Genomic DNA, 23,501 nt, shown 5'->3' on the forward strand with positions numbered 1-23,501 from the left:
CATTTCAACGCTGAAGCCGAACGGGCAATGGAACAAGGTCGTCAAACGGCCTCCATCATCCCCATGGTCCTGCGGCACTGTTCGCACGCGCGCGTCGAGCACTCGGAGCATTTCGGCTGGTCGATGCTTGAAGACATGACTGGCTTGCCCATCAGCGTACGCGAGATGCGGTGTGTACATGGGCAGCCCAACACCTCGATATCCCCCAGATTGTTTGAGAACGCGGTCCGGTTCTACGAGCAGAACTGCCGAGCTTGCCCGCACCGAGACCCGCAAGGGGTTCCCAATCTGAAGACCTTGGCGGAAAGAACCCTCGACGAGCGTCGCACCGCGCGAGAGCGCGCCGATCTCACGGCTGCAAAGGAGGACGCCGAACGCTCCGCTCGCGCACAAGCGCGGGCGCAGCGCGTCGAGCGAGAACCCGAGCCAACGCGGGCGCTCGTCTCTCTCATCGAGGGTATCGACGCAAGAACTCCTGACGGACGGGCTGACGAGCTTGTCGATCTCTGCCGTGTACATCCCGAGTTAGCCACCCCACCGGCCGCCGCCGTCCTCATGGACTTCGCAGCCAACAATCCGGGTGAAGCCATTTTCGCAGCGCTGGTGCAGCTCGACGCCGCTAGCGTGCTCGATCGAGACCGCTTACTTGAGGTCACCATCGAGGGATTAGGCCATGGGCCTCTGAGCAGCGCAGCGACTCTGCTCGTGCGATTGCAGGCAGGACTGAAGCCTGGTCAACTGGAGCCGATTCTCAGCGTCATCGCAGCGCTGGCTGCACCGCCGCATGACTACGGGCTGCCGCCTGATTTCGACCTCGCACCGTTGCACTTAGCGGCAGCCCATAGCTTGCCGGCCCTGTTGGACAGGCTGACTGCGCTGATCCTTCATGAAGAGTCTTACCCGCGGCGCATCGGGGCCGGCGCAGCGCGCCGTCTGATCGAGCATGAGCCGCCGACCGCCGCCCAACTCGCCCGCCCGCTCCTCGATGGACTCCAATTGCCAGACCCTGAACGGGGATACCTCGGCAGTCCTCAGGAGGAGCTTGAGGAGGCTCTGGGAACGGCCTTCGGAAGCGACCCCCGAACCATCGCGGCGGTGATTGAAAATCGAGCGCGGAGAGTTGACGTAGAAGCACGACCAATTCTGTTCAACGTTATCGAGTATGCAGTGCGGAACGCCACCAACGATGACACCGGCCACGAGTCCGTGGAAGCCGCGATCGAAGTCTCATTTCGCCGCCTCGGCGGCGATTGGGGCGATCAGGTGACGTACGACGCCGCGCATCTCATTAGAAATACATCTGGCTGGTTTCCGAAGCTGATGGCCAGTCGGGTGGATCAGCTCTTCGGAGCCCTGATGATGGCAGTCTCAGTGCGCACAGACGAGTCGCCACTTGGGTTGCCACAAGCGGCCTCTCTCATGGAGGCGCTCCACAACGCGGGGCGCAGTAGTACACAAGCAGCTGTCATTCGAGAACTGCGTGACGCGACCAGTCTCCTCGTGCCCCACGCGCCCAACGACATCGCACGCAACGTACTCAGTGTCATCGCACTGAGCGATCCTCTTTCAGACGAAATGAAGGATCTCCGAGATCATGCTGTTCGCCTCTTGGGGAGCCTTGGTCAACGTGACGATCTTCTGCCCGAAGTAATGCCAGCCCTGTGGAAAGCGCTCGTCCATGAGGATCAACGGGTCCGCGCCTGCGGAATCCAGGCATGGGCGAAGATCTCCCGAGTCAACAATCGCAGACTTCCCGCGGATCTCGGTGATCTTCTGCCGATCCTGCTTCGAGATCAGCATACGATCGTTCATGGATCCCTGTTCCAAGCACTCCGCGATGGGTTACCCATCGACGAAAGCCAAACGAAGCAGACTGCAGATCTTCTGTTGGGGTGGGCCGTCACTTACGCTAATCTCGATCCCGACGTTCTTGATCAGATCCTCTGGGTGCTGTGGGAACTGTCTGAGCGCCGTCCCAGCCGGGAGAACCAGTTCATTCGAGCGCAGTGTGTGCTCTTGGCTAAACACCTCTCACGGCATGCCAAAGAGAACTTCATCCGCTCGCGGGGTCATGCTGCCACGAAGCTGCCAGGCTTTTCCGGCCTGCTCCTGGACATCATCAGCACGCGTCCAGCCGTAGAAGTCAACGGCCGCGACTACAAGATGCTCCGCCTTCTTCGGGAACTCCCGGTCGAGACCCTGACAGAACACCTCGAAGACATACAGGAGATCGCTCGTGCCGAGATGTCACGCGACATCATCAAGGCGGCGTGCTTCGTGGAGATCCTTCAACGAGCGACACTTTGGACAGATGCTGCCGAGTTAGCTGAGGCGATCTTCAATGCGATCCCGGATACGACTGAAGATGCGATCGAGCGGGAGTCTGCTCTTCGCACTTTAGAGATTGCGCGAGCAGAGGACGCATTGCAAGCGGGCAGCCCTGACATCGCCGAGCGCGCGTTTGAACGTGCAGCACAAGCAGTCGAACGCCGGGAGAGAGCGCTGAGAACTATGAGATATCCGTGGGACGAGACGTGAAGCGATACCTCGCAGCACGCGCCACGGCTATCGAGGCATTGCGGCAGCCGAATCTCACAGCGGCCGAGCGCTCGGCCAAGCTCAAAGCCGCTGGCGAACTACTGTCACAGAGCATCGCGCCGGAAGATCAAGGGATCGAAGCCGAGACTCGCCGCGGTTACGCCCAGGCCCTGCTGGCACTTGGAGAGCTTGAGCGCTGGGATGCAGAGACTCTCTCGGCGGGCATGGATGCCGATCGGTTTCAGCGGGCGGCAGCACGACGCGCAAGGATGGCCGCGTCGGGGCTCGTTCGTGACGAGGCGCTCATGGCCCCGTTGCACGGTGTACTCGTAGCCATCGAGTCCATCGCCGAACCCGACGAGCGCCATCCGGTGCGTGCCGCCTTGCTTGCGGTCCCGCTCCCCATCCCACTGATCCCGCCGCGAAGTCGAACGACTGCTCCGATCGAACAGACTCCAGCAGCAAGAGAGCCAGTGCCGCGCGGCGCCATCATCACGTCCGTCGATGGAAGCCCAGTTACTGCGACGCATGTGGTGGCACCGCACAAGGTTCATCAACTGCATGTCGAGGCGCGCGTACTTGACTGGCCGGACGGTGCGGACGAACTTGTTCTCCGTTATGTATCCCGTTGGCCGCGAACTGCCGCGGAAGTTACAGATATCCTTATCCGCCGACCGGCCGAGCAAGTAGAAGGTGTGTGGGCCGGCTCAGGAGAGGGCCATCTCATTCTTCACGCAGGAGCGGCCGACCCGCTGTCAACAGTGCGCTTTGCTATCAACGGCGCGTTTGGTGTTGGGGAGGATTCGACGCCTTTTCGCGTGATTGGATATGACGAGCTTGCGGTACGCACTTTCGATGCCCTCCAAGATGTAATTACCGGCGCACAGACGCTCGACGCACGCATCCTCGCCATGCTCGCGGAGTTGCGCGATGCCCGGTTCGCGCCAGACGAGCAGCCTGCGTTCGGCCGACTGCTTGGCGCCGTGGCGAAAGCCGCGGTTCGCATCATCGCGGATCGCCAGTTCCCCGAAGGCAGCAATCCGACTGAGAAGGAGTTTCAGACGGAGCTTGTGAAGCGCCTGGCGATGGTGAGTGAACTTGAAGGCCGGATTGTCGAGCACGCTTGGCAAGGTGGCGGTCCGACCGACATCTCTCACGACGGGATCGTCGCAGAATTGAAGGTTTCGAGAACAAGACCGGTCACACTCGCCAATGCCAGAGACTTCATCGACCAGACCACGCAGTACGCCAGCGCTGACCAGCGACAACTTTCGATTCTCGTCGTTCTAGACATGACCAGAAAGGACGCGCCACCGGGCGTCCTTTCGAACACAATAGGTTGGCTCGCTCCAAAGCTGCACGCTCTCGACGAGCCGGACCATCCGTCAAGAACCGCCGTGGTGGTCGTCAACGGGAACCTGCCAGTTCCCAGTGCCTGGTCGCGCTGACTCTTACCGGCTGCGGAGAGCGCCTGTACCGCTAACCCAACCGTATCGACGTTCATCAGTGGGATGCGCCTCGCCGGCCAACCACCCATTGACGACATCCAGATCAGCTCGCTCGCACGCCCGACCGCGTCTCGCGATCGTTCCGACCTCGCTCAGAGAGGCGAACGCCTTTGTCGCTGAGCACCATCGCCATAACCGTCCGGTAGCCGCCGGCGTCTGCGTCGTCGCCGTCAAGGCAGACGACCGCCTCTGCGGCGTCGCCATCCTCGGCCGTCCCGTCGCACGCAAGCTCGAGGACGGCTTCACCGCCGAGGTCCGGCGCGTCTGCACCGACGGTACGCCCAACGCCTGCTCGATGCTCCTGCGGGCCGCATGGCGCGCCGCGAAGGCGCTCGGGTACCGCAACGTCATCACCTACACGCTCAGAGAGGAGGGCGGCGCATCGTTGCGCGCCGCCGGGTTCAAGCTCGTCACCGACAGAGCCGGCGGCGGCAGATGGAGCAGCGGCGGACGCAGAGCCGCCGACACGCACCCGCTCGGCTACAAATGCCGCTGGGAGCTGCCGACGTGAGGCCGGGCGCGCCTCGCGATCTGCACAGGACAACCCGGGTGCTGCCGCACGGCGACGCCGATATCGAGCGTCGCGATCGGCAACTCCGGGTGATGGTCGCGTTCGTGCGCCGGGCGGCTGAGAGGAGCGGCCGCAGTGTCGGCGCGCGATCTTGCGAACGCAGCGCCCGTCTGGTCTAGATGCAGGCTATGACCGTCGCCGCGCCAGCCACCGTGAAGTACGCCTTCTACGGCCGTGTCTCGACCGAGGACGCGCAGGACCCGTCGCTGTCGATCCCGCGCCAACTCGCGGCCTGCCGGCGCGCGATCGAGGCCACAAGCGGCGAGGTCGTCGCCTACTACTGGGACATCGAGAGTGGGCGCAAGGAACTCGCCCAGCGCGGTCGCGGCGCCGACGGCACCCCGTTCGGCGTCGCGGTCCCGCGCGACGGCGGACTCGCCGACCTGCGCGCCCGCGTCGGCAACGGCTGCGGCTTCGACGCCGTGATCGTCGAAAGCATCGACCGCCTCTCGCGCATGACCGCCGACGCCACCCGGATCGAGCGCGAGCTTGAACAGCTCGACATCGGCCTCTTCGCGGCCGACGAGCCGATGGTCGCCAACGCGACCGCGATCCTCACCCGCCGCGTCAAGCAGGGCGTCGCCGAGTGGTACGTGCGCGATCTGATCGAGAAGAGCCGGCGCGGGATGGAGGAAAGCGTCCGGCAGGGCTGGCACACGGGCGGCCCTGTCCCGTACGGCTTTGCGCTCGAACCGCACGAGCACCCCAACCCGCATAAGGCGCGCGAGGGCAAGCTCAAGCACAAGCTCGTCATCGACCCGATCAGAGGGCCGATCGTCCTGATGGTCTACGAGGACTACTGCGTCCACGGCCTCGGGCTCGGCGAGATCGTCGACAAGCTCAATCGCGACCTCGACCGCTACCCGCCGCCGCAGCGCAACCGCAAGGACGACAACGGCCTCGCTCAGACCTGGAGCCGGTCGCAGGTGCGCTCAATGCTGCGTAACCCGAAGTACACCGGCTACAACGTCTGGAACCGCCACGACAAGCGCAAAGGCCGACCGCTCATCCGCGCACGCGAGCAGTGGATCTGGAGCCCGCTGCCGACGCACGAGGCGCTCGTCACCAGAGAGCTGTTCGAGGCCGTCGAGGAACGCGCCCGCCGCAACGCCATCGCTGCGAGAGCGCCGGACCAAGCCCGCCCCTACAGCGGAAGACCTCGGCGCGCTGGCCGGTTCTACGTCCTGCGCGGTCACGTCCGCTGCGGCATGTGCGGGCGCCGCATGGAAGGCAGCCATCAGAAGGGCTCCAACTGGTACCGCTGCCAGTACGTCACCCGCCGAGGCTCCGTCGCTGCCGACATCGCCGGGCACCCCCGCGTACTCGGGATCAAAGAGGACAAAGTGCTCGACGCGGTCCTCGACTTCCTCTCGGAACGGATCTTCGGACCGGGCCGGCTGCGTCTTCTCCGCGCCGAGCTGGCGTCTGCCGCGAGCGATTCGTGGAGAGAACATGACGCTGAGCTGGAGCGGCTCGAACGCGAGCGCACCGACGTGGATCGCAGCCTCAGACGCCAGGTGCTGCGCCTCGAAGAGCACGACGACCCCAACCATCCGGTCATCGCCCTTGCGACGAGACGCATCGAAGAGCTGAGCGCTCGGGCGACGGCCATCTCAGAGGCGACCACGGTCCTGCGCGCAAAGCGCCCCGCCGGGGCGAGCCCGGACGAGATCGAGACGATGCTCGACGCCATCCCGGACATGCGCGATGCGCTGGCGACAGCCGACGAAAGCGAGCTGGCCGAGATCTTCGAAGCCTTCGACGTGACGGCCACCTACGACAAGGCGAACGCCCGGCTCGAACTCGCTGCTACGGTCACGCCGGAGCTGGTCGAAGACCAAGAAAAAGCGACCGCCCCAAGGGGGCGGTCGCGGGACTTCGGTATAGCGGGGGCGGGATTCGAACCCGCGACCTTCGGGTTATGAGCCCGACGAGCTACCAGACTGCTCCACCCCGCGGCGGACCAAAGATTCTAGCGCAGATCGCGTGCGAGGCGAAGTCCGCCTGGGGCGGCGACGGGCGGGAGCGGTGCCGCCTAGGATTCGCGCGTGGCCCGCGTCTTCGTCACCCGCCGCCTGCCGGGCGATGCGCTCGGCCGCCTCGCGGCGAGCGGGCACGAGACGGACGTGTGGGAACGACGGGAGCCGCCGCCGCGGGAGCAGCTGGTCGCGCGCGCCCGTGAGACGGACGCGCTGCTCTGCATGCTGACCGACCCGATCGACGGGCCGCTGCTCGACGCCTGCCCGCGGCTGCGGGTCGTGGCGAACTACGGCGTCGGCGTCGACAACATCGACCTCGCCGCCGCCGCGGAGCGGGGCGTGCCGGTCGGCAACACGCCCGACGTGCTCACCGACGCGAGCGCCGACCTCGCCTTCGCGCTGCTGCTCGCCGCCGCACGACGGCTGCCGCAGACCGCCGAAGACGTACGCAGCGGCCGCTGGGGCACGTGGGAACCCGACGGCTTCCTCGGCCATGACGTCACCGGCACGACGCTCGGGATCGTCGGCGCCGGCCGGATCGGCGAGGCGGTCGCGCGCCGCGCACGCGGCTTCGACATGACGGTGCTGACCGCCACGAGCCGCGCGGGCACACCGCTGCCGGAGCTGTTGGAGCGCTCCGACTTCGTCTCGCTGCACCTGCCGCTCACGCCCGCCACGCGCCACCTGATCGACGCCGCCGCGCTCCGGCGGATGAAGAGAACGGCGATCCTCGTCAACACCGCCCGCGGTCCGATCGTCGACACCGACGCGCTCACGCGCGCCCTGCACGACGGCACGATCGCCGGCGCGGCGCTCGACGTCACCGACCCCGAGCCGCTGCCGCCGAGCCATCCGCTGCTCGCCGCGCCCAACGTGCTCGTCGTGCCGCACATCGGCTCCGCGACGCCACGGACGCGCGCCCGCATGGCCGACCTCGCCGTCGACAACGTGCTCGCCGGGCTCGCCGGCGAGCCGCTCCCCCACCCGGTCTCGGCGTGAGCGGCACGGCCATGCGCGTCGGCGTCGTCGACATCGGCTCGAACTCGACCCGGCTGCTGATCGCCGACGTCGCGCCCGACGGGCGCATCGCAGAGCTGGACCGCCGTTCGCAGGTCACCCGCCTCGGCGACGGCGTCGACACGAGCGGCCGCCTCTCCGACGCCGCGATGGAACGCGTCTTCGCGACGCTCGGCGCCTACCGCACGGCGCTCGACGGCGCCGGCGTCGCGCCCGACGCGCGCCTCGCCGTCCTCACGAGCGCGGTCCGTGACGCCGCCAACGGCGCCGTCTTCACCGCCGCGGTGCGCGATCGCTACGGGCTCGACGCTCGCACGATCGCGGGCGAGGAGGAGGCGCGGCTCACGTTCCTCGGCGCGACTCACGGGCGCCCGCCCGGCGACACGACGCCGCTGCTCGTGTTCGACATCGGCGGCGGCTCGACCGAGCTGGTCGTCGGCCACGCCGGCCACGTCGACTTCCACGTCTCGACGCAGGCGGGCGTCGTGCGCCAGACCGAACGCCACGTCCACCACGATCCACCGCAGCCGCGCGAGCTGCAGGCGCTCGCCGACGAGCTGCGGGAGATCCTCGCCGAGCAGGTCCCGGCCGACGTCCGCTCACGCGCGCAGGCGGCGATCGGCGTCGCCGGCACGGCCACCTCGCTCGCCGCGATCGACCTCGAGCTGGAGCCGTACGACCCCGCCCGCGTGCACGGGCATGTCGCCGAGCTGGGCGACGCCGAGCTGGCGCTCGCGCGCCTCGCGCAGCTGCCGCTCGCCCAGCGCCGCGAGGTCCCCGGCCTGCACCCTGATCGCGCGCCGACCATCGTTGCCGGTATGGTGATCCTCATCGAGGTGCTTCGAGCGTTCGGATTCCGGCGTGTCGAGGTCTCCGAACACGATCTGCTCCACGGCGTCGCGCTCGAACGCGCAGGTGCCAGGTAGCGGACACGAACTGCTGCCATTACCCGAAACGGCACACGCGCCAAACAATGCTGGACGTATGTTCGATTGTTTGAGTACGAACCACTCGGGCAATATCGGCCTGTCGGGCATCGGGTTCGTGCAAGCGAGTCGATCGCCCGACCCATAGGTCCAGGCGAAGCCGCATAACAACGGCGCCTCCCGCCGTCTGGGCCACTGAAAAGGCCCTTTCAAGGCACGTACCCCTGCCCGTCCTGATTGGGTCGCTTTGAGGAAACCGTCCGCATGACGCGGGCGGTTTCCTCTTTTTGGGTACGGACGCGTACTCGAACAGCCGGTGGCGCGACCACAATCGACCACGGTGCGCGGGCGCGCGCCGGCAATCCAGAGCGGCAACGCGCCCAGCCCGACCGCTGACGCGCCGCCCCCGGCAGCCCCAGCGCCTACGCCAGGTTCGACTTGCGCGGGTAGACGACCGTCGGGTCTGTCAGAACGTTGACAAGCGCCGGCACCCCGGCCGAGAACGCGCGGTCGAGCGCGCCGCGCAACTGCTCCGGCCGTTCGACCAGCTCGCCGTGGCCGCCGAGCGCGCCGACGACCTCGTCGTAGCGCGTCCCAGGCCGCAGCTCGGCCGCGACCGAGTAGCCGTAGAGGAACTCCATCGGGTGCTTCTCCAGCGCCCAGATGCCGTTGTTGCCCATCACGCCGACGACGTTGACGCCGTGGCGCGCGAGCGTGTCGAACTCCAGTCCCGAGAAGCCGAACGCGCCGTCGCCGAGCAGCAGCACGACCTGCCGCTCCGGTCTCGCGATCTTCGCCGCCAGCGCGTACCCAGGCCCCGTGCCGAGGCAGCCGAACGGGCCCGGGTCCAACCAGCAGCCGGGCTCGTAGGAGTCGACCACGCGGCCGGCGTAGGAGACGAAGTCGCCGCCGTCGCAGACGACGATCGCATTGCGGTCGATCACCTCGGCGAGGCCCTTGTAGACCCGCATCGGGTGCAACGGCGCGCGCTCGTCGTTGAGCTCCAGCGCCTCCGCCGCGTGCTTCTCCTCCTCGACCGCGCGCAGCTGCTCGTGCCAGCGCGTGCGGTCGGGACCGCCGGCCGCCGCCTCGCGCAGCGCGTCCAGCGTCGCCGGCAGCGCGCCGTACAGCTCCGCCGCGACCGTGCGCGGGTGGTCGCGCACCGGCTCTGCGACGTCGATCGAGATCAGCTCCGTCTCGGCGCCGAACGACTCGCCGAAGCCGAGCCGGAAGTCCATCGGCACGCCGATCACGAGCGCGACGTCGGCGCCCTTCAGCGCGGCGCCACGAGCGCGCGAGAAGAACAGCTCGTGGTCGGCCGGCACGCAGCCGCGCGCGAGCCCGTTGAGGAAGACCGGGACGCCGAGCTGCTCGGCGAGCGCCCGCAGCGCTGCCTCGCCATGGCCCCAGTAGAGGTTCGTCCCCGCCATGATCACCGGGCGCTCGGCCTGCGCGAGCAGCGCGCCGGCCCGCTCGATCGCGTTGCCGTCGGCGCCGGGGCCGAGGTGCGGCGCCAGCAGCGCCGCGTCGCTCGCCGGCTCCTGCGCCTCGCTGAAGACGTGGTCCATCGCGAAGTCGAGGAACGCCGGCCCGGAATGCGGCGTCATCGCGACGCGCAGCGCGTCGTCGACGAGCCCCGGGATCTCGGCGGTGCCGTCCGGCGTCGCCGCGAGCTTCGTCAGCGGGCGCACGAACGGGACGTGGTCGATCTCCTGCAGCGAGCCACGCCCCCAGCGCAGCGCCGGCGCGCGGCCGCCGAGCACGAGCACGGGCGAGTTGTTCGACTGCGCCGAGGCGATCGCGCTCATCGCGTTGGTCACGCCCGGGCCGGCGGTCACTGCCGCAACCCCCGGCGTGCGCGTGACCTTCGCCCAGCCCTCGGCGGCGAACGCCGCGGCCTGCTCGTGGCGGACGTCGACGATGTCGATGCCCTCTGCGCGGCAGCCGTCGTAGATCGGGAAGATGTGACCGCCTGAGAGCGTGAAGAGCTTCGTGACGCCGTGGGCCTTGAGGCGGCGCGCGATCAGGCGCCCGCCGTGCAGCCGCGTCTCCTGCTGCGTGTCGGTTGACATGCGCCGACTCTAGCCAGGCGGCCAGGGTCGATGAGCTGGTACGTCCATGCGCGCCGTTTCGTACAAGTTGAAGAGGCTGTATGAGCTTCGTATGACGGCGGACACAGGGGTTGCACGGTCCTGTGCAAGCGCGCATGATGCGCATTGGGCGAGGAGATGGCACGACCTCTTCGATCCCGACATATGACCGGGTGAGCCGACCGACCTCGGCGCCTCCCAACGCCCGGTCCGCGACGCACTGCTCCGGGCGGGTATGGACCCCCGACCTCGCCCGCCCCTTCGGAGCCGTCGACAACAGGAGAGGTCCGGAAGGATTCCGGGCCTCTTCTGCGTGACGGGGCTCAGGGCGAGGGAACGACCTCGCCGCGCGGATCGGTCCGCGGCTCGGTGCCGTCCGGCGAACCCGCCGCCGTCGCGCCGAACGCCTTGGGCGCCCACAGCTGCACGCGCTCGGCCTTGCCCTTCAACGGCACCGCCGGCCGGTTCTCGAAGCGGCCGTGGTCCTCTCTGAGCAACCGGCGCGTCGCCTCCGTGACGAGGACGGTGTCGCCCGTCTGCCGGGTCACCTGCTCGACGCGGTCGGCCGTGTTGACCGGGTCGCCGATGACGGTGAACTCGACGTGCCCGCCACCGCCGATCGTGCCCGCGATGACCGAGCCGGAGTTGACGCCGATCCCGACCTGCACGTCGTCGTCGTAGCGGTCGCGGACCGCGGCGGCGACCTCGAGCGCGGCCGCGACGGCACGGTCGGCGTGGTCCTCCAGCGGCTCCGGCGCGCCGAAGATCGCCAGCAGCCCGTCGCCGACGTACTTGTCGGCACGCCCGCCGCGGCGCTCGATGATCGGCACGACGAGGCCGTAGAACTCGTTGAGGAAGTCGACGACCCTGCGCGCGGTCGCCTGCTCGGCCTTGCGCGTGAAGTCTCTGATGTCGAGCACGAGCACCGACACCTCGTGCTCCTCGCCGTCGAGGTGGGTGCCGTCGCGCAGCACCATCTCGGCGATGTCGGGCCCGACGTAGGCGTCGAACGCCTCGCTCAGCCGCTCGCGCTCGTAGAGGCCGGCGACCATGTCGTTGAACGAGCGCGCCAACCGCCCCGTCTCGTCGGTCGAGACGACGGGGACGCGCGTGCTGAGATCGCCTCGGCGGACGCGCTCGGTCGCCGCGCGCAGCTGGTCGATCGGGTCGAAGATCGAGCGCGACAGCAGCACCGTCAGCTCCATCGAGATGATGAACGCGACCGCGACCGCGACGACGACGGCGGGACCGAGGTCGTCGAGCCGCGCGTCGTGACGGTTCATCTCGATGCCCGCGACGATCACGCCCGTGAGGATGTTGATCGCCGGCAGGCCGATCAGCAGCCGCCGCCGCAGCGAGAGGCCGGCGCGGCCGGGGTCGAAGTCGTCGGGCATGTGCAGCGCGACGTCCTCCAGCACGGGCCGCAGCAGCGACTCCATGAAGAAGAAGCGCAGGACCGCGCCGTACAGCAGCGTCAGCAGCATGCCGACGAGGATCGCCAGCGCCGAGTACGGCCGCAGGTGCAGCTCCAGCGTCGCGAACGCCGCGAACGGCACGATCACGAGCGCGATCGGCACCGTCGGCACGCGGCGCGTGTAGTCGGACGGCATGCTCGCGAGCGCGCGCCAGGCAGCGGCGGTCGCCGCGCGGTCGCGCGCACCGTCGAGCCAGGCTCTGACCGGGCGCAGGAGCCGCCGCGCGAGCACCGTGGAGCTCACGTTGTCGAGGGCCACCAGCAGCTCGGCTACCACCAGCAGCAGGACGAAGGTCTGGTTGCTCATCGGCTGGTAGAGCCTGAGCAGGACGATTCCGCCGAGCGCCAGAAGGTGCGCGATCTGGAACTGGAGGACGACGACAGTCAGCGGGTAGCGCCGGCCGAGCCGGCGATACGCATATCGCAGTACCCGGTCCATCCCACAGGAGATTGTGACAGCGCGGCGCGCGGATCCGCCCCTCGCGCGGATGAGGAAGCACTCACACAGCGCGCACGCGCCAGCTGAGCCGGGCTGGGCTCAGCTGCCAGGATGCGCGGATACGACCGCCGGCAGCGCGAACATTGCTGCTGTGACGCCGTCTTCGCCGCAGAACAGCCCGCCCTCGTGGCAGACCGCCGGGAGCGACGTGCCGCCCTCGACCCAGAGCGCGCGACCGGCCGCCTCGACCGCTCGATCGCGTCGCGTGTCGCCCGCGGCCTCGAGCGTCTCGTCGACGTCGAGCCCAGCCGCCGCGGCCGCCTCGGCGAGCATGCGCGGGTCCTCGACGTCGAAGCCGCCGCAGAACGCGAGCCGCCCGACGGCGATCGCGAACGCCTGCCCGCGGCCCTCGGTCGCCGCGTGCGTCGCGGCGCGCATCGCGGACGGCACCGCGGCCGGAAAGCGCTCGGGCCACACGAGCGGCATGTGCAGCTGCAGCGCGCGACGCTCGACGGAGCGCATCGCGCCCTCGTGGACGTGCGAGCCGGGGGCGAACGGGCTCGACGCGAGATGCCGGCCGATCGCCGGCCGCCACTCCGCGCCGCAGAAGCGCCGATCGAGCCGCTCGGCGGCGAGATAGGTATAGGGGCATGCAAGGTCGAAGAAGAACGTCACCCCTGTCAACGACCGTCGCGGCGCAGGTCGCCGCCGTACGAACTGGATCACCTCACCCATCGAACCTGCCCTCCTGCTCCCAGTTTTCCGTCCACCGACCCCGGAGGGGCGCGGAGGCGATGTCCGCATCGTCGCTCTCTTCCCCGGTGTATGCGACAGGAAGGCGCAAGTTGGCGCATTTCTGGCGCAGTTCGGCTACCACGACCACGCGGCTACCCGTCAGTCGGTTAATCTGCATCACGGTAGGTAGGTCGCCCCGCTCTCGTCCCACCGGAGGTTCCCCATTTCACCCGCTCCCCCGCCCAAACGCCATCCCTACGATCAGTGGTCGCCTGACGCCCGTGCGCTCGACCTGGTCGGCGACAAATGGACGCTGCTGATCGTTCGCGACCTCGTCAGCGGCCCCCGTCGTTTCGTCGAGCTGCAGCGTACGCTGCCCGGCATCTCGACGGAGCAGCTGCGCTCCCGCCTGAACCGCATGGTGGCGGACGGCCTGCTCACCCGCCAGCGGTACCGTGAGGTCCCGCCGCGGGTCGACTACGAGCTGACCGAACGTGCCCGCGACCTGATACCCGTCCTCGCCGCGCTCGCGCGCTGGGGCTACGAGTGGTCGTGGACCGAGCCGCGCCGCGGCGAGGCGATCGACATCGGTGCGGTCTTTCGTATCGCGCCGGGTCTCCTGTCCCCGCCCAAGTCGCTCAAGGGCACGCTCGAGCTGACGGTCCTGCAGCGCTCCAAGGACGGCGAGGACCGCCACTACCTCGTCACGGTCAAGAGAGGCGCGGTCACGCTCGAAGAGCGCGCCGAGCCCGAGGCGACCGCTCGCATCAGTGGCAGCGAGCGCGCCTGGGTCGATGCGCTGGCCCCCGAGGGCACGCGCAACGGTCTCGAGATCAGCGGCGACGCGCGTCTGACCGACGCCGTCCTCGACGGGCTGACGCCCGTCGTCACCCGCGCCGCGGCGGTGGCCTGAACGCAGTCCCGCCGGAAGCTGCCCGCGCAGCCGTCTGAGCACGGCTGCGCGGCCGCCTTCCGGCACCGTCGGCGCGCGCGAGGACGTCCCGGTCGAGCTGCCGGGATCGCGTCGGGGAACCGCCGTTCCCCCGCAGGAACTGGACCCGTCGCTGCACCTCACCCGTCCTACGCTACGCCCCCTCGTCAAGCGACGTCCGAACTCGGACGTTCACGTACCGTCAACAAGACGGTGCAGTGCCACGCCGGTCTCGACGGCGTCCACATGGACGACCTTGTCGCGCGCCGATTGACCACGCACGACGGTGACCGTGCTCGGCGCGACGCCGAGCGCCTTCGCTAGCAGCCTGCAGAGCGCGGCGTTGGCCTTCCCGTCGACCGGCGGCGCCGTCACCCGCACGACGAGCGCGCCGTCACGCTCGCCGACGATCTCGTTGCGCTTGGCACGCGGCTGCAGCCGTACTCGCAGGTCGCCCACACACGTGACCGTAACCGGTTCGTCGTAGGATGATGACCGCCTGCCCGGGTGGCGGAACTGGCAGACGCCGCCGACTTAAAATCGGCTGTCCCCCGACGGACGTGCGGGTTCGATCCCCGCCCCGGGCACTGCGGTGCGCGCTCGCTCAGGTGGAGAAGACGTCCGGGCCGAGGCCGAGGACGCTGAGCGCCGCTGCCTCGATCTTGCCGTCGTTGACGATCGCGGCTCTCTCCAGCTGCTTGGCGTACGGCATCGGCACCTCGGCGAGGCCGACGCGCTCGACCGGCGCGTCGAGGTCGTCGAAGCAGGCGCGCTGGATGCGCGAGGCGATCTCGGCGCTGACGCCGTACGTCGCCCAGCCCTCGTCGACGCACAGCGCGCGGTTCGTCTTCTGGATCGACTTCGAGACCGTCTCGACGTCGAGCGGACGCAGCGAGCGCAGGTCGACGACCTCGGCGTTGACGCCGTGGTCGCGCTTGAGCTTCTCGGCGACTCTCAGCGCGCGCGTGGCGGCGAACGAGTGCGCTACGAGCGTGATGTCGGATCCTTCACGCGTGATCGCGGCCTTGCCGATCTCGACGACGTGCCCGGGGTCGTTGGGGACCTCGCCTCTGACCTTGTAGGACTGGAGGTTCTCGACGACGAGGACGGGGTCGTCGTCGCGGATCGCCGCCTTCAGCAGGCCGTGCGCGTCAGCCGGCGAGCTGGGCGCGACGACCTTCATGCCCGGCGTGTGGGCGAAGAAGACCTCGAAGCTCTGCGAGTGCTGCGCCGTCAGCTGGCTGCCGCCGCCGTTGGGCGTGCGTATCACGAGCGGACAGCCGACCTCGCCGCCGAACATGTAGCGGATCTTCGCTGCATGGTTCACGACCTGGTCCATCGCGACGAGGATGAAGTTCAGCGTCATGATCTCGACGACCGGGCGCAGGCCCATCATCGCCGCGCCGATGCCGGCGCCGACGAAGCCCTCCTCCGAGATCGGCGTCTCGCGCACGCGGACCGGCCCGAACTCTCTGAAGAGGCCGGCCGTGACCTTGTAGGAGCCCTCGAAGACACCGATCTCCTCGCCCATCAGGAAGACGTCCTCGTCGCGCAGCAGCTCCTCGCGCAGCGCCAGGCGGACCGCCTCGCGGTAGGTCATCGTCGTCGTGGACGGAGCGGGTGCGGTGGTGCTCATCTGCCAAGTCCTTCCAGGACGAGCTCGCGCTCGCCGAACGGGCTGCCGGGACCCATGCGCGAGAACTGCTCAGCGCTGGCGGGGTCGCCGTAGAGGTGCTGTGCAAGGGAGTCGACGGGCGGCTCGGGGCTCGCCTCGGCGGCCTCGACCGCCTGCTCGACGCGCTTGTCGACGCGCGCCTCGATCGCCTCCAGCTGGGCCTCGCCGACGCGGCGCTCGTCGAGCAGCCGCTGGCGGTAGATCTGGATCGGGTCGCGCTTCTTCCACTCGTCCATCTCCTCCTGCGTGCGGTACGCAGTGCCGGCGTCGGCGACGGAGTGGCCGCGGTAGCGGTAGGTGACGACCTCCAGCACGGCCGGCTTGCGCTCCTCACGAGCGCGCGTGAGCAGCCGGTCCGACGCGGACAGAACAGCCTCGACGTCCTGGCCGTCGACGCGCTCGCCGTGCATGCGGAAGGCGGAGGCGCGCTTGTACAGGTCCGGCTCGCCCGACGCCTTCTCGACCGTCGTGCCCATGCCGTATCTGTTGTTGAAGACGAGAAAGACCGCCGGCAGGTCCCAGATCGCGGCGAGGTTCAGCGACTCGTGCCAGGCGCCCATGTTGGTCGCCGCGTCGCCGAGCTCGCACATCACGGCGGCTCTTCTGTCCTTGTAGGAGATCTCGAGCGCCGCGCCGACGGCGAGCGGCAGCTGGCCCGCGACGATGCCCCAGCCGCCGAGGAAGCGCTTGGAGTAGTCGAGCAGGTGCATCGAGCCGCCGCGCCCGTGCGCGGAGCCGCCCTCGCGGCCGAACAGCTCGCCCATCACCGCGTCGGGGTCGACGCCCTTCGCGAGCGCGAGGCCGTGCGTGCGGTAGGAGGAGAAGAGGACGTCGTCGTCCGTCATCGGGTGCACGGCGCCGACCGTGGCGCCCTCCTGCCCGGAGGCGAGGTGACAGTAGCCGCCGATTCTCGCTCGCTTGTACTGCCGCTCGACCTCTTCCTCGAAGACCCGGATGAGCACCATCTGCTCGTAGAGGTCGAGTCCGTGTCCTGAACCAGGTGCCCCGTCGCCGCCTCGTCGCCGTTCGCGACGATTGGTTGAACGGGGCTTGGCTACTGAGCTGGATACGGAGGAGGGCATGAAGCTCACCATGAGCCTAGCGATCTGGCTTTGCCAAGCCGGATCGAGGCCGGACCCGCCGTTCGGGGGGGTCCATTGCGGGCGAGCGGGTACCAGTGGAATCCGTCCTCCATCATTCGGAACGTGACGCGTGAGTTTCTCGCCTCCAACGTCTGCCTGATCGGGGTCCAGGCAGCGATCGTCGCGCTCCCTCGCGGACGCTCGATCCCGCTGTTGGAACGGCTCGCCGCGCGGCTCCGGAGCCCCTGGTGGGCGCTCGTCCCGCTCGCCTCGATCGCGCTCGTCGTGTGGGCGGTGAACGCGAACGGCGACACCGCCGACGCGCTCACCTGGCTCGCCCTGATCGCGATCCCGCCGCTGGCGGCGGCGGCGCTCGGCGCGACGATGCACGGCGCGCGGCCGTGGCTGGCGCTGCTCGCGATCCCGCTGTTCGCGCTCGCGTGGGTCGACGGCGAGCAACTGCCAGGCGAGGCGGCCGCGACGATCCTCACCGGCCTCAGCTGCGTCACGCTCGGCGTGCTGCTGGTCTCGGTCGCGCCGCACAGCTGGCTGAAGGTCGGGATCGTGCTGATGGCGGTCGCCGATGCGATCCTGATCGGCGCCGAGACGCTGCAGCCGGCCGCGACCGTGCTCAACGCCGCGGCGCCGCCGGCCGAGCTGCCACAACTCCAGCGCGCGCACTTCGGACACGCGGTGATCGGCTACGGCGACTACTTCATCGCCGGCGTGTTCGGCGCGCTCGTCGCCGCCGAGGGCGGCCGGCAGGCGCGCGCCGCGCTGCTCGTGCTCGGCTTCTCGCTGCTGTTCGACCTGCTGTTCCTCGTGCTCGACACGCTCCCCGCGACGGTCCCCGTCGCGCTCGCGTTGATCGTCACCGAGCTGGCGCAACGGCGGCGCCGGCCACCGCTGCGCCAGCCTCAGCTCAGCTGACCGGGATCGCGATCAGGCTGACGTCGGTGGCGGAGCCGGTGGCGCCCGCGGTCGTGCAGACGACTCTCAGCGACGTCGTCGGCGCCGGCGTCACGGCCTGCATCGACACGGGCGTCGTGAGGTTGATCGCGGCCGGTCTCCAGCGCAGCTCGTCGAGCTCCGTCGCGCCCGACTCCAGCGTGCAGCCGAACAGCTCGGTGCCGAGCGAGAACAGGTTCAGCTTCACGAACACGATGTAACGACCCGACGGAACGGCCTTCGTCAGCACGTTTATCGTGTCGTTCAGCGGCAGGTTGATCTGCCCGAGCGTCGCGCTCTGCGGCGCGATCACGCCGTTGGGCCCCTGCGGTCCGGCCGGGCCGGTCAGGCCCGTCGCTCCGGCGGCGCCAGCAGGTCCGGCGTCGCCCTTGGGACCGGCTGGGCCGGCGGCGCCGGCGGCGCCCGCCGCACCTCTGGCCCCCGCTGCGCCTCTCGCGCCTCTCAGTGACGCGATCGCTCTTCTGCTCAGCTCGGCGGTCGAGAGCGAGCCGTTCTTGACCTGCTTGCCGGTGATCGTGCCGGGTCTGATCTTGTTGCCGTCGATCAGGTTGCTCGCAGCGGTCGCGGTGCCGCCGAGCGCGACGAACAGCGCGGTGCCGGCGAGCAGCGTGGACGGCTTCGGCCAACGGCGACGGGGGTGTTCAGGAGCGTTCATGGGAGATCTCCTCCGATGGAGAGGTGGACGAGCTGCTGCTTGCGTCCTGCGCCAGGTCGGTCAGCGCCGCGGCCAGCTCGATCCAGCCGCGGAACTCGACCGACCGCCCCCGCCGGTCGCCGATCCGGCCGCGGATCGGCTCATCGAGGGAGTCGATCTCGCAGCGGAGGTCGATCGGGCGCGGACAGGACACGCCCCGCAGGCTCCCGGCGCTCGGTCGCAGCCGCATGAGGGGTCCACCCCCCTTTCGTGGCCCTTGGGGGTGTCAGAGCGCGCCGGCCAGCTCGCGGCGCGAGCCGACGCCGAGCTTCGCGTAGACCCGCGTGAGGTGGTTCTCGACCGTCTTGGGCGTCACGAACAGCTCTTCGGCGATCTCGCGGTTCGTGCGGCCGGCCGCGGCGTGCTCGGCGACCCGCCGCTCGGAGGCGGTCAGCTCGTCGAACGCGAGCCGCCGCGGCGGCGCTCCCGCCACCTGCAGCTCCGCGCTCGCGGAGCGAGCGGTGCCGCGCGCACCGCACGCGAGCGCGACCTCCAGCGCCTGCTCCAGCGCGTCGCGCCCGTCGCGGCGGCGTCCGCCGCGCAGCAGCGCGACGCCGAGGTCGAGCCGCGCGCGTGCCTCCTCGGTCCGCAGCGAGGAGCCGGCGAGCGTCGCGACGGCCTCCTCCAGGCGCTCGGCCCGCTGCGTCCGCTCGACGGCCGGCGCGGCGAGCGCCGCGGCCCGCTGGGCAACGCCGAGCGCCGCCGGGCGGCCCCACACGCGCGCCCACGCGAGGTGCTCCTGCGCGAGCGCGTCGGCGTCGCCGCCCGCCGTCGCGTCATCACTCGCCGGCGCGCCGCCCGCCGCCGCGCCGCCACTCGCCGGCGCGCCGCCGGCCGCCGCGCCGCGCGCCAGCGCACGGGCGAGCAGCGCGCGCCAGGCGAGCGCGCGCATCGGGCGGCCGGCGCGCTCGTCCTCCTCCAGCGACACGACGTCCGCGCGGACCGCGTCGGCGCGGCCCTGCGCCTCGTGCAGCCGCGCCCGCGCCCACGGGATCCAGCGCAGCACCGTCGGCCCGCCCGGCCCGTGCTCCAGCCCTGCCGCCCGCAGCTCCGCCTCGGCCGCGTCCAGCTCTCCCTGGTCGACCAGCGCCAGCACGACGTAGCTCGCGTTGACCGGGACCATGATCGGCGGGATCGCGCCGAGCGCGGCCGTGCGCGCGTCGGCCTCGGCGTCGCGCGGGCGGCCCTCGTTGAGCGCGAGCACCGCGCGCGTGCCGAGCGCGCCGGCGCGTGCGAACGCGGAGCCGCGCCGCTGCCCGTCGGCGAGCGCGTCGGCTATCGTCGCGCGTGCCTCCTGGTGCGCCTCGCACGTCAGCAGCGCGTACGTCGCCATGTACCAGGAGAGCGCCTCCGAGGTGTCGTGCGCGATCAGGCGCCCGCCGCCGAGCGCACGCCCCGCCAGCTCGACCACGACCGACGGCGCAGCCCCCGCCGCATGCTCGGCCTGCGCCAGCAGCGCGAGCATCGTCCGCTGCGCGCGCGTCTCGCCGGCGACGCCGAGGTGTCGCCGCAGCTCCAGCTGGTGGTCGCCGCCCGACAGCCACGCCAGCAGCGCGAGGTCCGCCTCCAGCTGCAGCGCGGCGTCTTCGTCGGCGGCGACGCCCGGCTCCGCCAGCGCGTCGCCGACGACGCGGCGAGCGTCCGCCATGCCGGCCGACGCGAACGCGGCGAACGCGCGGTCGCGGTGGACGGCGATCCGCGCCGGCGCGTCGTCGAGCAGCGCCAGCGCCTGGTCGAGATGGCCGAGACCGTCGGCGAACGCCCCCTGCCGCACCTCCGCGACGCCGAGCGCGGCCAGCACGTCGCCCCGCTCGCGCGCGCCGGGCGGCTCCTCCAGCGCCCGCCGCAGGTGGACGGCCGCGGTGTCCGGCGTGCCGGTGCGGAACGCGCGCTCACCGACGCGCCGCAGCAGCGCGACCAGCTCCGCGTCGCCGGTCGCGGCCGCCGCGAGCGCGTGCGGGACGACGACCTCGTCGGTGGCGCCGTCGGCGCGCAGCAGCTCGAACGCGCGCCGGTGCGCGGTCGCGCGGTCCGACGGCGTCGCGTCCTCCGCGACGACGGCCCGGACGAGCGGATGGACCATCCGCAGCGGACGGCCGTCCTCCAGGATCCCGGCGGCGACGAGCGTGTCGGCGGCCGCCGAGGCCGTCTCCGGCGAGAGCCCTGCGACCGCGGCCGCGTGGCGCAGCTCGCCCTCGCCGCCGAGCGTCGCGACCGCCCGCGCGAGCCGGCGTGCGTCGTCGCCGAGGCGGCCGAGCCGCAGCAGCAGCGAGCGCTGCACGGCGAGCGGTCCGATCCGCTCGACGAGGTCGGGCGCGAGCTGGTCGGGCGTCGCATGCGCGGCCGCCAGCTCCGTCGCCAGCTCGGTCAGGAAGAAGGGGTTGCCGCCGCTCGCGTGCGTGCACGCCGCGACCAGGGGCGCGGACGGCTGCTGCCCCGCGAACGCGTCGCGCAGGACCTGCGCGACCGCCGCCTCCGCGAGCGGCGCGGGCCGCAGGTACGCCGGCTCGGAGGCGTGCAGCAGCTCGGTCAGCAGAGCTGCCTGCGAGCCCGGCTCGTCGTCGCGCGTGCCGAGCAGCAGCGCCACCGGCAGGCCGTCGAGCCGGCGGGCGAGGTAGCCGGCGGTGCGCAGCGACGCCGCGTCGGCCCAGTGCGCGTCGTCGATCACGATCAGCAGCGAGCCCGCGTCGGCGAGGTTGGCGATCAGCCAGTGCAGCCCGTGGAGGATGCCGGCAGACGGGTCGTGACCCGGCCCCGCGTCGACGGGCAGCTCGCCGAGCCCGAGGACGGCCGCCGCCGGTGCCGCCGGACCGGCGAACAGCTCGGCCCGGCGCGCGGCGCCGGCCTTCACGAGCGGGCGTTCGAGCAGCTGCCGCACGACGCCGTACTCGAGGTGGCGTTCGAGCACGCCGCCGCGCGCTCGCAGCACGCTCGTGCCGGCCGTCTGCGCGCGCTCGATCGCGGCACGCAAGAGGGTCGTCTTGCCGATCCCAGCCTGCCCCTCGACGATCAGCGCCGACCCCTCGCCGGCGCGGGCCTGCGCGAGCTGCCGCTCGATCGCGCGCAGCTCGTCCTGGCGCTCCAGCAGCACGCCTCCGTGCGCGACCATGACGCGGCATCGTACGCGCGCCGCCGGACCATGTCGCGAGCGCGCTCGCCGCCGCCGCCCGTGCCGACGCGCGCAGATGCGCCAGCAACCCGCGCAGAACGGCGCTTTTCCCGCCCTTTTGCGCAACTCGGACGCTGCTACCGTGTCCCAACAGCCAAGGACCGTTCACGCGTGGAAGTCTCTGCACTCAAGCACGCCGGGGTCGCTGGCCTGCACGGCCGTTCGCCCCTGTTGCGTCTCCAATCCGACGAGCGCTTGATCGCGCTCGTTCGTCGTGGCAACCACGGCGCCTTCGAGGTGCTCGTCGGTCGCTACCAGTCACGCCTGCTCGCGTTCTGCCGCCACATGCTCGGCTCGCGCGAGGACGCCGAGGACGTGCTGCAGGAGGTCTTCGCCGCCGCCTTCAACGCGATCCTCGCCGACGACCGGCCGATCAACGCGCGCCCCTGGCTCTACCGCATCGCTCGCAACCGCAGCCTCAACCACCTGCGCCGCGCGCAGCCGATCGGCGTCGACTCGATGGACGTCCACCTCGCCGAGCACGGCGCGACGACAGCGGACAAGGTCCACAAGCGCGAAGAGTTCCGCGAGCTGATCGCCGACGTCCAGGACCTGCCCGAGACGCAGCGCACCGCGCTCCTGCTGCGCGAGATCGACGCGCTCTCCTACGAGCAGATCGCCGAGGCGATGGAGACGACGATCCCGAGCGTCAAGTCGCTGCTCGTGCGCGCCCGCGTCTCGCTCGCCGAGGCCGCCGAGGCGCGCCAGCTGTCCTGCGACGAGGTGCGGCTCGAGCTCGGCGAGATCGCCGAGGGCCTCAAGCGCCGCACGACCCCGCCGGTCCGCCGCCACCTGCGGACGTGCGCGGGCTGCACCGGCTTCCGCCAGCAGCTGCGCTCGACGAACAAGGCGCTCGCCGCCGTCATGCCGGTCGGCTTCGTGCTCGCGTTCAGAAAGCTCGTGCTCGCGCACCTCGGCCTCTCGGCCGGCGCGGGCGGCGGCGCGAGCGCGACGGGCGCCGCCGGCGCCGCCGCCGGCTCGGCCGTCGCGGGCTCCGCCACCGGCGGCCTGATCTCCGCCGGCATGGGGACCGTCGCGACGAAGGCCGCCGCCGGCCTCGCCGCCGCCGCGCTGGTGACGGCCGGCGCCGTCGAGATCGAGCACCGCGTCCCGCGCGACGCGGCGCCCGCGCCGGCCGTCGCGCAGGCGCCCGCCGACGTGCGCGCCCATCCGACCTACCAGGCCGCTCCCAGACACGTGCAGCGCGCGCTCGACGCCCCCGCCAGAACGGCCGCCGCGAACGCGCACGCCGACAGCAGGCTGGCCGCGTCCCAGACGGCCACGCTGAGAGCCGCCGAGCCGACCGCCAAGCCTGATCCGACCGAGACGACGACGGCCGCCACACCGCCGCCCGACGCAGCCGCGACGACGCCGGATGCGCCGCCCCCGCCGCCGCCGGGCCAGACGCAGGTCGAGTCCGGCACGACGGCGCTGCCGTCGAACCTGCCCGAGCAGCAGCCGCCGCAGACGCTCGCCTCCGCGCCGGCGCCGCCCGCCGCCGCGACCGCGCCGCCGCCGGTCACGACGACGCCCCCGCCGGCGACCGAGCCGACGCCGCCCGTGACCGAGCTGCCGGCCGAGCCGACCGCCCCGGTGACGCCGGCCGAGCCGACGCCGACCGTCCCGGTCGAGCCGCCCGTCGCGACCCCGCCGCCGGCTGACCAGCCGGCGCCGACGGACCCCGTCGTCCCCGCTCAGTAGCGG

Annotated in this window: 18 protein-coding genes and 2 tRNA genes; 10 read left to right on the forward strand and 10 right to left on the reverse strand. The window is 70.8% G+C overall.

The features are described 5' to 3' along the window. The first annotated feature begins 27 nt into the window (after positions 1–27). The 4 genes from CWOE_RS33130 to CWOE_RS34540 all read left to right on the forward strand — a co-directional run bounded on the left by CWOE_RS33130 (position 28) and on the right by CWOE_RS34540 (position 6,542). Positions 28–2,538 carry a hypothetical protein gene (locus CWOE_RS33130; RefSeq protein ID WP_148261170.1) on the forward strand — a complete coding sequence of 837 codons (2,511 nt, stop codon included), beginning with the start codon at positions 28–30 and terminating at the stop codon, positions 2,536–2,538. Then, a complete protein-coding gene (locus tag CWOE_RS33135; RefSeq protein WP_148261171.1) occupies positions 2,523–3,986 on the forward strand; it encodes a hypothetical protein in 1,464 nt (487 codons plus the stop codon). The genes CWOE_RS33130 and CWOE_RS33135 overlap by 16 nt, the downstream gene beginning before the upstream one ends. Before the next feature lie 88 nt (positions 3,987–4,074). Continuing rightward, positions 4,075–4,557 (forward strand): XF1762 family protein, encoded by a 483-nt coding sequence (locus CWOE_RS26115; RefSeq protein WP_012936663.1) that lies wholly within the window; start codon positions 4,075–4,077, stop codon positions 4,555–4,557. Positions 4,558–4,745: 188 nt separating this feature from the next. After that, positions 4,746–6,542: a recombinase family protein gene (locus CWOE_RS34540; protein ID WP_012936664.1), complete on the forward strand. Its 1,797-nt coding sequence runs from the start codon at positions 4,746–4,748 to the stop codon at positions 6,540–6,542. On the opposite strand, the gene CWOE_RS26130 is transcribed toward CWOE_RS34540, so the two are convergent. Beyond that, positions 6,502–6,575: transfer RNA gene (locus CWOE_RS26130), tRNA-Met, on the reverse strand. The two genes, CWOE_RS34540 and CWOE_RS26130, sit on opposite strands and share 41 nt — an antisense overlap. Before the next feature lie 90 nt (positions 6,576–6,665). On the opposite strand from CWOE_RS26130, the gene CWOE_RS26135 reads away from it, so the two are divergent. Further along, the gene (locus CWOE_RS26135) at positions 6,666–7,595 is read left to right on the forward strand and encodes a 2-hydroxyacid dehydrogenase (protein ID WP_012936665.1); all 930 of its coding nucleotides are present in this window, start codon (positions 6,666–6,668) and stop codon (positions 7,593–7,595) included. Continuing rightward, entirely contained in the window at positions 7,592–8,539 is a 948-nt protein-coding gene (locus CWOE_RS26140; RefSeq protein ID WP_236262163.1) for a Ppx/GppA phosphatase family protein, read from the forward strand. The genes CWOE_RS26135 and CWOE_RS26140 overlap by 4 nt, the downstream gene beginning before the upstream one ends. 422 nt (positions 8,540–8,961) lie before the next feature. On the opposite strand, the gene CWOE_RS26145 is transcribed toward CWOE_RS26140, so the two are convergent. The 3 genes from CWOE_RS26145 to CWOE_RS26155 form a co-directional block, all read right to left on the reverse strand. After that, entirely contained in the window at positions 8,962–10,611 is a 1,650-nt protein-coding gene (locus CWOE_RS26145) for an acetolactate synthase (RefSeq protein WP_012936667.1), read from the reverse strand. Positions 10,612–10,952: 341 nt separating this feature from the next. Continuing rightward, entirely contained in the window at positions 10,953–12,542 is a 1,590-nt protein-coding gene (locus CWOE_RS26150) for an adenylate/guanylate cyclase domain-containing protein (protein ID WP_012936668.1), read from the reverse strand. A gap of 99 nt (positions 12,543–12,641) precedes the next feature. Further along, positions 12,642–13,277 carry a DsbA family protein gene (locus CWOE_RS26155; RefSeq protein ID WP_012936669.1) on the reverse strand — a complete coding sequence of 212 codons (636 nt, stop codon included), beginning with the start codon at positions 13,275–13,277 and terminating at the stop codon, positions 12,642–12,644. A gap of 292 nt (positions 13,278–13,569) precedes the next feature. On the opposite strand from CWOE_RS26155, the gene CWOE_RS32285 reads away from it, so the two are divergent. After that, positions 13,570–14,190 (forward strand): winged helix-turn-helix transcriptional regulator, encoded by a 621-nt coding sequence (locus tag CWOE_RS32285; RefSeq protein WP_201447320.1) that lies wholly within the window; start codon positions 13,570–13,572, stop codon positions 14,188–14,190. 210 nt (positions 14,191–14,400) lie between these two features. On the opposite strand, the gene CWOE_RS26165 is transcribed toward CWOE_RS32285, so the two are convergent. Continuing rightward, complete coding sequence (locus CWOE_RS26165) at positions 14,401–14,667, reverse strand: DUF167 domain-containing protein (RefSeq protein WP_012936671.1); 267 nt, start codon at positions 14,665–14,667, stop codon at positions 14,401–14,403. A gap of 42 nt (positions 14,668–14,709) precedes the next feature. Here CWOE_RS26165 and CWOE_RS26170 point away from each other — a divergent pair. Further along, positions 14,710–14,795, forward strand: a tRNA-Leu gene (locus CWOE_RS26170). A 17-nt stretch (positions 14,796–14,812) separates the two neighbouring features. Here the strand turns inward: CWOE_RS26170 and CWOE_RS26175 are convergent. Beyond that, complete coding sequence (locus tag CWOE_RS26175) at positions 14,813–15,844, reverse strand: alpha-ketoacid dehydrogenase subunit beta (protein WP_012936672.1); 1,032 nt, start codon at positions 15,842–15,844, stop codon at positions 14,813–14,815. Then, positions 15,841–16,848 (reverse strand): thiamine pyrophosphate-dependent dehydrogenase E1 component subunit alpha, encoded by a 1,008-nt coding sequence (locus CWOE_RS26180; protein WP_160165566.1) that lies wholly within the window; start codon positions 16,846–16,848, stop codon positions 15,841–15,843. The genes CWOE_RS26175 and CWOE_RS26180 overlap by 4 nt, the downstream gene beginning before the upstream one ends. 240 nt (positions 16,849–17,088) lie before the next feature. On the opposite strand from CWOE_RS26180, the gene CWOE_RS26185 reads away from it, so the two are divergent. Then, on the forward strand, positions 17,089–17,895 hold the full coding sequence (locus CWOE_RS26185) for a hypothetical protein (RefSeq protein WP_012936674.1): 807 nt from the start codon (positions 17,089–17,091) through the stop codon (positions 17,893–17,895). Here the strand turns inward: CWOE_RS26185 and CWOE_RS26190 are convergent. The 3 genes from CWOE_RS26190 to CWOE_RS26200 form a co-directional block, all read right to left on the reverse strand. Further along, positions 17,888–18,589: a hypothetical protein gene (locus CWOE_RS26190; protein ID WP_012936675.1), complete on the reverse strand. Its 702-nt coding sequence runs from the start codon at positions 18,587–18,589 to the stop codon at positions 17,888–17,890. The two genes, CWOE_RS26185 and CWOE_RS26190, sit on opposite strands and share 8 nt — an antisense overlap. Beyond that, positions 18,576–18,782, reverse strand: coding sequence for a hypothetical protein (locus CWOE_RS26195; protein WP_148261172.1), 207 nt, complete (start codon positions 18,780–18,782; stop codon positions 18,576–18,578). Before CWOE_RS26195 ends, CWOE_RS26190 begins: the two co-directional genes overlap by 14 nt. Before the next feature lie 72 nt (positions 18,783–18,854). Beyond that, positions 18,855–21,737: an ATP-binding protein gene (locus CWOE_RS26200; RefSeq protein WP_012936677.1), complete on the reverse strand. Its 2,883-nt coding sequence runs from the start codon at positions 21,735–21,737 to the stop codon at positions 18,855–18,857. 171 nt (positions 21,738–21,908) lie between these two features. Here CWOE_RS26200 and CWOE_RS26205 point away from each other — a divergent pair, with 171 nt between their 5' ends. Continuing rightward, positions 21,909–23,498: an RNA polymerase sigma factor gene (locus CWOE_RS26205; RefSeq protein ID WP_012936678.1), complete on the forward strand. Its 1,590-nt coding sequence runs from the start codon at positions 21,909–21,911 to the stop codon at positions 23,496–23,498. Positions 23,499–23,501 lie beyond the last annotated feature (3 nt).

Origin of the sequence: Conexibacter woesei DSM 14684, from assembly GCF_000025265.1 — a bacterium.
Taxonomy (GTDB): Bacteria; Actinomycetota; Thermoleophilia; order Solirubrobacterales; family Solirubrobacteraceae; genus Conexibacter; species Conexibacter woesei.